This window comes from Cellulomonas hominis (assembly GCF_901521055.1).
In the GTDB taxonomy this organism is placed as follows: domain Bacteria; phylum Actinomycetota; class Actinomycetes; order Actinomycetales; family Cellulomonadaceae; genus Cellulomonas; species Cellulomonas endometrii.
Map to the genome: position 1 here is coordinate 49,819 of NZ_CABEGA010000024.1, position 8,910 is coordinate 58,728.

Here is an 8,910-nt window from a genome sequence, read left to right on the forward strand (position 1 = left end):
ACGCCCTCGTGGGGCGGGTTGACGGCACCACCTCCTCGTGCGGGCACGCCCGCCGAGTCCCGTGAGCCGGGCGACGTCCGTGCCGCCCGACCGCTCTGGGACCCCACGCTAGCCCGGGTGGGGCGACGCGACCAACCAGGCGGTCGGCGTCCCTGGCGGACGGGTGACGGCGAGCACCACCGCGCCCACGACCTGCGCGTCTGCGGACTCGAGCGCCGCCCGGCACGCGGCCAGGGTCGCCCCGGTGGTGAGCACGTCGTCGACCAGGACGACCCGGGCGCCGGCCAGCTCCGCGCGGCAGCGCTCCCGCACCCGGACGCGCCCGGCGAGGTTCGCGGCACGCCCCCGCACGCCGAGGCCCACCTGGTCGCGACCCCGGCCGGAGAGCCGCAGGGCGCGCGCGGGCACGGCCCCCGGCACGGCCCGGGCGTGGGCGGTCGCGAGCGCGGCGACGAGGTCCTCTCCCCGCAGGCGCGCACCGGCCGCCGAGGGCGGCGCACCCACGACGAGGACCCCCGGCGGGATCGCGCCGCGGGCCGCGAGCCACGCCGCCGCGCGGCCGAGCAGCGCGGCGAGCCACGCGGTCACGTCGGCGCGGCCGCCGTCCTTCCACGCCACGACGGCTCGGCGCACCGGTCCGGTGTTCTCCGCGAGCGCCCACACCGGCAGCGTCGTCCCGTCCATGCGGTCGAGCCGGCCGGCGGCGTCCTCGCACCGGCGCGGCTCCCCCGCCCACCGGAGCAGGCACGCCGGGCAGAGGGCACGCCCCGGCACGCCGCACCCGGCGCAGGTCACCGGCAGGACGAGGTCGAGGAGGTCGAGGGCGAGGTCACGTGGTGGCACGCCCCCACGCTCGCAGCGCCCGGCCGGGTCCCCGTGCGGTCGTCCCCAGGTCGTCGACGTCCCGCGCCCCCGACGGACCTGGGGACGCCTCGGCTCCCGCTCGTCGCGGGGCGGGAGCCGCTCAGCCCGGGAAGGAGGGGTCCCGCACGCCCGTGCCGACGGTCGTCCAGCTGGACCCGGACCGCGCGTACAGCTCGCCGCGCGACGTGGCGACGTACAGCACCCCGTCGCCCTTGCCGCCGGCGATGTCGATCGAGTCGACGATCGCCGGGCGCGCCTGCACCTGCCCGGACAGCGGCACCAGGTGGTACACGGCCGTGGTGGTGCTGCCGGACCGGCCGAGCACCCCGAGGGTCGACTCGTCCACCCACACCACCCGGGTCGCGTCGACCAGCGTCACGCCGGTGCGCCACGCCGCCCCGAGCACCTGCGGCGTGCCGGAGTCGTCGCGCACGACGGACGCCACGTCGACGTGCACGCCGTCCGAGCCGCTGGACACCACGGCCACCCGGCTGGCGTCGAGGGCGACCCGCACCGACCGGACCGTGCGCCCCTGGAGCCACTCCGCCTCGACGTCGACGACGTCACCGCCGGGATCGACCGCGACCAGCCCGCCCTGGGCGTCGCCGGACGCGGTCCACACCCACCCGAGGCGGTCGACGGAGGGGGCGACGAGGTCGGTGCCGGTCAGCAGGAGCTGCGACGGGTCCTCGGCCGTCGGCACGGTGACGAGCCGGTCCGGCCCGGACAGCATCACGCGCAGCGCGCCCGAGCCGTCACGGGCGGGGTCCCGCGCGTCGAGACCGGCGAGCGAGCCGACGTCCTCCACCGGGACCAGCGAGCCGCCCGAGAGCTCCACGAGCGCGTCGCCCTGCACCGCCTCCAGCGAGCCGCCCCAGTCCTGGCCGCGCGCGAGCTGCACGGCGTCCGCGCCGAGCCCCACACCGGCCGCCGACACCTCCACCGTGCGGACGCGCGCGATCCGCAAGGAGGCCTCGAGCTGCGCCTGCATCAGCGCCCGGTCGTCGGGTTCGACGGGCAGCCCGCCCGCGGCGAGGCTCACCGCCGCGACGCCGTCCTCGTCCACGGACACCGCGTCCGGCTGCAGCGCCGCCCCTTCCGGGATCGCGGTGCGCACCGCGTCGCGCAGCCAGTCCGACGGCCCCGCGAGCAGGGCCCGCACGATGGAGGTGGCCAGGTTCCGCAACGGGAACCAGCGCGTCTCCGGCACGAGGTACTGGGCGTCCTGCGAGAGGAAGTACAGCGTCGCGGACCGGTAGATCGCCTCGAAGTTCGGCTCGGACAGGACCACGCCGTCCTCCAGGCCGGAGATGCGCCACTGGCCCTCGCTGTCCTGCACGAGGTCGAACATCAGCGTCTCCTGGGCGTCCGGCCCCGCCTGCGCGTACCGGCCCTCGGCGTCGATGCGCGCCGCGACCCGCACGTCGACCCGGACCTGCGACTCGCCCTCCAGCCGGATGTCCGGGCTGGAGGCCGTCGAGTACACGACCACGCGCTCGCGGGGGCTCCACGACCGGCGCGTCTCCCCGGACAGGTACTCGCGGGCGTTCCGGAAGTCGTCCGCCGTCTCGGACCCCTCGGGGTCGCGGCTGAACCCGGCCGCGCTGGCGCCGAGGAAGCCCCGGACGATGTCCTCCGGCGCGCCGTCCTGGGGCGGCGGGTCGCCGAGCGGCTCCACGGCGCCCTGGTCGCTCACGCGTTCCACGCCGACCTCGACCGGCCCGGACGTCGGGATGCCGACGCAGGCGGACAGCGCCGCGAGCACGAGCGTCAGCAGGGCCGCGGACGCGACCCGGGCGCGGTGCGTGCGGGTGGACGTGGCGGGCGTGGCGGGCGTGCCGGTGTGCGAGCGGCTCATCGGCCGTCCCCCGTCGTCGTGTCGGACCCGCCGCGCTGCGCGACGGCGTGCCGGACCCGGTCGATCACGTCGAGCGACCCGGTGGTCGGCGGGAGGTCGGGCAGCGCCGCGGGGTCCACGCCGTCGGCGTGCCGCTGCGCGGCGGGCTCGGCGTCGGGCGCCGCGGGGGGCTCCAGCGGCAGCGGCGAGCCGTCCAGGACGATGCCCGCGCGCCGCGGCAGCGTCAGCCGGAAGCAGGCGCCCTGCCGCGGCCGGCCCCAGGCCTCGAGCCAGCCGCCGTGCAGGTGCGCGTCCTCCAGAGAGATGGCCAGCCCGAGGCCGGTGCCCCCGGTCGTGCGGGCGCGGGCGGGGTCGGCGCGCCAGAACCGGTCGAACACGTGGGCGGCCTCGTCGCGGGTCATGCCGACGCCGTGGTCCCGGACGGTGATCGCCACGGCCCGGTCGTCGGCGGCAACCGTGACCTCCACGTCGGTGCCGTCGGCGTGCTCGACGGCGTTCACCAGCAGGTTCCGCAGGATCCGCTCGACGCGGCGGGGGTCGACGTCGGCGACGCACCGCTCCTCCGGCTCGGTCACGGACAACCACGAGCCCTTGGCCGCGGCGAGCGGCACGGCCTGGTCCACGGCCGCCGCGACGACGTCCCGCACGTCCCGCGCCTCGGCGTCCAGGACGGCAGCACCGGCGTCGAACCGGCTGATCTCCAGCAGGTCGCCCAGCAGGTCCTCGAACCGGTCGAGCTGGGTCTGCATCAGCTCCGCGGACCGGCGCACCGCGGGCGGGAAGTCCTCGCGGGACTCGTACAGCATCTCGCCGGCCATCCGCACCGTGGTCAGCGGGGTGCGGAGCTCGTGCGAGACGTCGGAGACGAACCGGCGCTGCATCGTGGACAGGTGCTCCATGCGGTCGATCTGGTCCTGCAGGCTCTCGGCCATCTCGTTGAACGACCGCCCGAGCCGGGCCATCTCGTCCTCGCCGCGCACGGACATCCGCTCGGTGAGGCTGCCGTCCGCGATCCGCTCGGCCACGTGCGCGGCCAGCCGCACCGGCCGGACCACCTGCCGGGTGACGAGCCACGTCATCGTGACCAGCAGCACCACGAGCGCGAGGTCGCCGAACGACAGCACGCGCTGCAGGAACTCGAGCCGGTCCTGCTCGGCCTCCAGCGAGTACAGGAAGTACAGCTCGTACGACCCGGCCGCGGGCACGGTGACGACCTGGCCCACCATCACCGCGGGCTGCACCGCGCCCGTCGTCGAGGCCGGGTCGGGCCAGGCCACCGACTCCCAGCGCTGGCCCTCGTCCTGCGCGGTGGCGTCCCGCAGGTCGTCCGACACGAGGAACACGAGGTTGGAGTCCGTGGACTGGCCGGTCACCAGGATCGGCTGCTGCTGCCCCCGCGTGCGCAGGATGAACACCTCGCGCTCGCCGGACCCGCCGGACCGCAGCGCGAGGACGAGGTCGTTCAGCAGCTGCTGCACCTCGGGCGCGGTGGTCGCCGTCGACGCGTCGAACGTCTCCTGCGCCTGCGACGCCGCCCGCGCCGACTCCCGCAGCACCTGGTCCACGCGCGCGTCGAACAGGCCGTCGCGCACGCTGACCGACAGGTAGCCGCCGATGATCACCAGGGCGACCATCCCGGCCGCCAGCGTCCAGGTGATGACCTTCGCCTGCAGGGAGCCCCGCCAGGACCGCGCGAGCCGCCGCGCGCGGGCCCCCGCGCGCACCGTCGCCAGCCGCCAGGCGCGGGCAGCCCGCCCCACCGGGCCGGTCCGCGCGCCGACCGCACCGCTCACGGGGACGTCGCGCCCGCCTTGTAGCCGACGCCGCGCACGGTCACGACGATCTCCGGGCGCTCGGGGTCGGCCTCGATCTTCGACCGCAGCCGCTGCACGTGCACGTTCACCAGCCGGGTGTCGGCGGCGTGCCGGTAGCCCCACACACGCTCGAGCAGCACCTCGCGCGTGAACACCTGCCACGGCTTGCGCGCCAGGGCGACGAGCAGGTCGAACTCCAGCGGGGTCAGCGAGATCGCCGCGCCGTCGCGCGTCACGCGGTGGCCGGTGACGTCGATCGACAGGTCGCCGATCCGCAGGTGCTCGGGCGCCGGCTCGTCGCTGCGGCGCAGACGCGCCCGCACGCGGGCGATGAGCTCCTTGGGCTTGAACGGCTTGGCGATGTAGTCGTCGGCGCCGGACTCCAGGCCCAGCACGACGTCGACCGTGTCGGCCTTGGCCGTGAGCATGACGATCGGCACGCCCGACTCGGCACGGATCAGCCGGCACACCTCGGTCCCGTCCTTGCCCGGCAGCATCAGGTCGAGCAGCACGAGGTCCGGCTGCGAGGCCCGGAAGATCTCCAGTGCCTCGTCGCCGTCCGCGCAGAACACCGGCTCGAAACCCTCGGACCGCAGGACGATGCCGATCATCTCGGACAGGGCGGTGTCGTCGTCGACCACGAGAACGCGTCCCTTCATCGCACCATGATCGCACCCGGCGGCCCCCGCGGCGGGCGTCCGCCGTCCGTGGCGCCCGAACGGCCGCACCCCCGGGGCCGGTGCTGACGTGGCACGATGGCCGCAGCCGCGACCGCCGCACCCGGCGCTCCGCCCCAGCACTACCCCAGGGAGCCACCCGATGAGCACGCCGCGCGACGAGGGCCGCCCCGAGGACGCCCCCCGGTACGGCGAGGAGCCGCGTCCCGCACCCCGGTACGGGCAGTACGCGCCCCCCGGGTGGCAGGCGCCCGGCGCCGCGCAGCCTTCGCAGCCGCCGCAGCCGTCGCAGCCGGGCCAGGGCGCGCCGCAGGCGAACCCGTGGGGCGGCGCCGCCACCCCGGCGGGCGGCGGCCGTCCGGGTGACGCGCCCGCCGGTGGCGCACCCGCGCAGCCGGGGTACCCGCCGGCACCGGGGTACGGGCAGCAGCAGCCGGGGTACGGGCAGCAGCCCGGGTACCCGCCCGGGTACGGGCAGCAGCAGCCGGGCTACGGGCAGCAGCCCGGGTACCCGCCGGTGCCGGGGTACCAGCAGCCCGGCTACCAGCAGCCGGGGTACCAGCACCCCGGCTACGGGCAGCAGCCCGGCCCGACCCCGTACGGCTGGGGCCCCGCGCCCTACCAGCCGCCGGTCGCGCAGCCGGGCATCGTGCCGCTGCGCCCGCTGAGCATCTGGGAGATCTTCGACGGCGCGTTCCGGGCGATCCGGCACAACCCCAAGACGATGTTCGGCCTCACCGCGGCGGTCGTCGCGGTGGCCACCGCGCTCAGCGCCCTGATCCAGTGGTACGTCGCGGGCCTCCTGGCCGACGAGGTGAACGGCTGGTTCTCCGGCACCGGCGCGGTGACCGCTTCGGAGTCGGAGATCTTCGGCGACTCCATCGGGACCTCGCTGGGCACGTACGCGGGGCTGCCGCTGACGGCGCTCGCGACGTCCATCCTCACCGGCCTGCTGATCCTGTCGGTGAGCCGCTCCGTGATCGGGCAGCGCGTCGGCGTCGGCGAGGTCGTGCGCGGCTCCGGCAAGCGCATCGTCTGGGTCATCGCGTTCAGCCTGCTGCAGTTCGTCGTGGTGCTGCTGGTGATGGGCGCCCTCACCGGGCTCGTCGCGCTGGTGTGGGCGAGCACCGAGAACGCCGGCCTGACCGTCGTCGCGGGCCTGCTGGCGCTGCTCGTGGTGGTGGTCGGCGCGTTCTGGCTCACCGTCCGGACCATGCTCGCGCCGGCGGCGATCATGCTGGAGGGCGGCCGGTTCTGGTCGTCCGTGGCGCGCGCGTGGAAGCTGACGCGCGGCAGCTTCTGGCGGCTGCTCGGGCTGTACCTGCTGATCTCGATCCTCGTGGGCATCGTGTCGTCGATCGTGACGTTCCCGGTCACGACCATCGCGAGCGTCGCCCTGAACGACCCGTTCCTCACGAGCGGCGCGTCCATCGCGCTGGTCGCGGTGGGGCAGGCGATCGCCAGCACCATCAGCACCGTGTTCATGGCGGGCGTCATCGCCCTGGCCTACATCGACGTGCGGATGCGCCGCGAGGGTCTGGACGTCGAGCTGGCGCGGGCGGCGGGAGAGCCCACGCGGTGACGCCGGGGTCCCTCGTCGCGTCCGGCCTGCTCGTGGGGACGGAGGTCCCCGTCGTGCCCGACGCCGAGCAGGCGCGGCAGTGGCTGGAGCGGGAGCTCGCGGAGCCGGTCTACCACCAGCAGCCGAGCCTCGCGCAGCGGTTCCTCGACTGGCTCGGCCGGTTGTTCGAGAACGCGGACGGCGTCCCGATCGGCAACGTCGGCACGCTCGTCACCGTGCTCGCCGTCGTCGCCGCGCTCGTGCTCGTCACGTTCCTGGTGACCGGCCCGGTGCGGCGCAGCCGGCGGGTCGGCGGCACCGCCGGGGCCGTGCTCGGCGCCGACGACACCCGCACGGCCGCCCAGCTGCGCGCGGCGGCCGACGCCGCGGCGGCCCGCGAGGACTGGGCGACCGCCGTCGCGGAGCGGTTCCGCGCCGTCGTGCGCTCCCTCGAGGAGCGCGCCGTCCTGGACGAGCGACCGGGCCGCACCGCGCACGAGGCCGTCGAGGTGGCCGGGCTCCGGCTGCCGCCGCACGCCGTCGACCTGCGGGCGGCCGCGTCGCTCTTCGACGACGTCGTCTACGGCGACCGGACGCCGCGCGCCGCGGACGACGCCGGCCTGCGCGAGCTGGACGCCCGCGTCGCCGCCGCCCGGCCCGCGCCGCCCGCCGGGCTCGCCCTCACCGCGCCGTCGACGGGGACGGGCGCATGACGGCCCCGGTGCAGTCCCCGCCGGCGCCCGCCGCGTCCTCCCCCGCCGTGGTGCTGGGCGACGGCACCACCGCCCGCACCCGCGCGCGCAGCCGGTGGCGCCGCTACCGCTGGCTGCTCGCCGTCGCGGGCGTGCTCGCGATCGGCGTGCTGGCCACCGTCCTGCCGGCGCCCGCGCAGTCGACCACGCCGCTCGCCCCGGACAACCCCCGGGAGAACGGCGGCCGCGCCGTCGCCGAGGTGCTCGGCGGCCAGGGCGTCACCGTGACCTACGTCCGCACCACCGCCCAGGCCGTCGAGGCCGCCGCGGCGGGCAGCACCCTGCTGGTGACGTCCGACTGGCTGCTCAGCCCCGAGCAGGTCACGGCGCTGGCGGGCACGGAGGCCGACCTCGTGCTGCTCGACCCGTCGGCGCTGCTGCGCGAGGCCGTCCCCGGGCTCGACACCGGCTGGAGCGGCGGCACGGAGCCCGCGACGCTCACGGCCTCGTGCGACGACCCGGACGCCGCGGCGGCCGGCACCGTCTCCGGCACCGCCGCCGGCGTCGTGGCGACCGACCCGCGGACCGACGCGGCGCTGTGCTTCCCGCTGCCCGGCACCGAGCCGCAGGCCTACCTGTACGCGGACGCCGAGGCCGACGGCCGGCGCGTGACCGTGCTCGGCGACGCCGGGATGCTGACCAACGCGCGGGTGACGGCCGAGGGCAACGCGGCGCTCGTGCTGCGCGCGCTCGGCCGGAACGCGGACCTGGTCTGGTACGTCCCCTCGATGACCGACACGACCGCCGGCGAGGCGGCCGGTCCCGGCCTGGAGGACCTGCTGCCCCCCACCGCCCGCGTCGTGCTGCTGCAGGCGCTCGTCGTCGTGCTGGCGCTCGCGCTGTGGCGCGGCCGGCGGCTCGGGCGCGTGGTGACCGAGCAGCTGCCCGTCGTCGTCCGGGCTGCCGAGACCACGCGCGGACGCGGCCGCCTGTACCGGGCCTCCCGCTCGTACGGGCACGCGGCCGCGTCGCTGCGCGCGGGGGTCGCCGCCCGGTGCGCGCGCCTGCTCGGGCTGCCCCGCTCGGCCGGCGCCCTCGACGTCATCGCGGCCGTCGCACGCGCGGCCGGCCGGGACGAGGCCGAGGTCGGCGACCTGCTGTACGGACCACCCCCCACGTCAGACGCGGGCCTGGAGACCCTGGCCCGCCGGCTCGACCAGCTCGAGAGCGAGGTTCACCCCACGTGACCCAGGACCCTGTCCCTTATACACACCTCCGAGCCCACGAGACGCTACGCTATCTCGTACGCCGTCTTCTGCTTGAAAAAAAAAATCGACGACGAAGCGGCTCGCGTAGCGAGGTGTGAGGAGTCGGTCGATCAGGCCGAATTCGACGTCTACTTCGAGGCCGTCGTGTGTTTTTCCCCTGGCCGCCTCGCCCTTGT

At 76.3% G+C, this 8,910-nt stretch carries 7 protein-coding genes; 3 read left to right on the top strand and 4 right to left on the bottom strand.

What is annotated here, in order from left to right; genetic code table 11:
* Positions 1–108 precede the first annotated feature (108 nt).
* The 4 genes from KJP73_RS06975 to mtrA all read right to left on the bottom strand — a co-directional run bounded on the left by KJP73_RS06975 (position 109) and on the right by mtrA (position 5,195).
* Entirely contained in the window at positions 109–843 is a 735-nt protein-coding gene (locus tag KJP73_RS06975) for a ComF family protein (protein WP_213282070.1), read from the bottom strand.
* 121 nt (positions 844–964) lie between these two features.
* Positions 965–2,722 (bottom strand): LpqB family beta-propeller domain-containing protein, encoded by a 1,758-nt coding sequence (locus KJP73_RS06980; RefSeq protein ID WP_213282071.1) that lies wholly within the window; start codon positions 2,720–2,722, stop codon positions 965–967.
* A complete protein-coding gene (mtrB, locus tag KJP73_RS06985) occupies positions 2,719–4,515 on the bottom strand; it encodes an MtrAB system histidine kinase MtrB (RefSeq protein WP_349628293.1) in 1,797 nt (598 codons plus the stop codon). Before mtrB ends, KJP73_RS06980 begins: the two co-directional genes overlap by 4 nt.
* On the bottom strand, positions 4,512–5,195 hold the full coding sequence (gene mtrA, locus KJP73_RS06990) for an MtrAB system response regulator MtrA (RefSeq protein ID WP_213282072.1): 684 nt from the start codon (positions 5,193–5,195) through the stop codon (positions 4,512–4,514). The genes mtrB and mtrA overlap by 4 nt, the downstream gene beginning before the upstream one ends.
* 160 nt (positions 5,196–5,355) lie before the next feature.
* On the opposite strand from mtrA, the gene KJP73_RS06995 reads away from it, so the two are divergent.
* From KJP73_RS06995 to KJP73_RS07005, 3 genes are read left to right on the top strand one after another with little or no spacing between them, the layout of a single operon-like run.
* Positions 5,356–6,795: a glycerophosphoryl diester phosphodiesterase membrane domain-containing protein gene (locus tag KJP73_RS06995; RefSeq protein ID WP_213282073.1), complete on the top strand. Its 1,440-nt coding sequence runs from the start codon at positions 5,356–5,358 to the stop codon at positions 6,793–6,795.
* Positions 6,792–7,487 (top strand): DUF4129 domain-containing protein, encoded by a 696-nt coding sequence (locus tag KJP73_RS07000; protein WP_249669177.1) that lies wholly within the window; start codon positions 6,792–6,794, stop codon positions 7,485–7,487. The genes KJP73_RS06995 and KJP73_RS07000 overlap by 4 nt, the downstream gene beginning before the upstream one ends.
* Positions 7,484–8,713, top strand: coding sequence for a DUF4350 domain-containing protein (locus tag KJP73_RS07005; RefSeq protein ID WP_213282074.1), 1,230 nt, complete (start codon positions 7,484–7,486; stop codon positions 8,711–8,713). Before KJP73_RS07000 ends, KJP73_RS07005 begins: the two co-directional genes overlap by 4 nt.
* Positions 8,714–8,910: the final 197 nt, after the last annotated feature.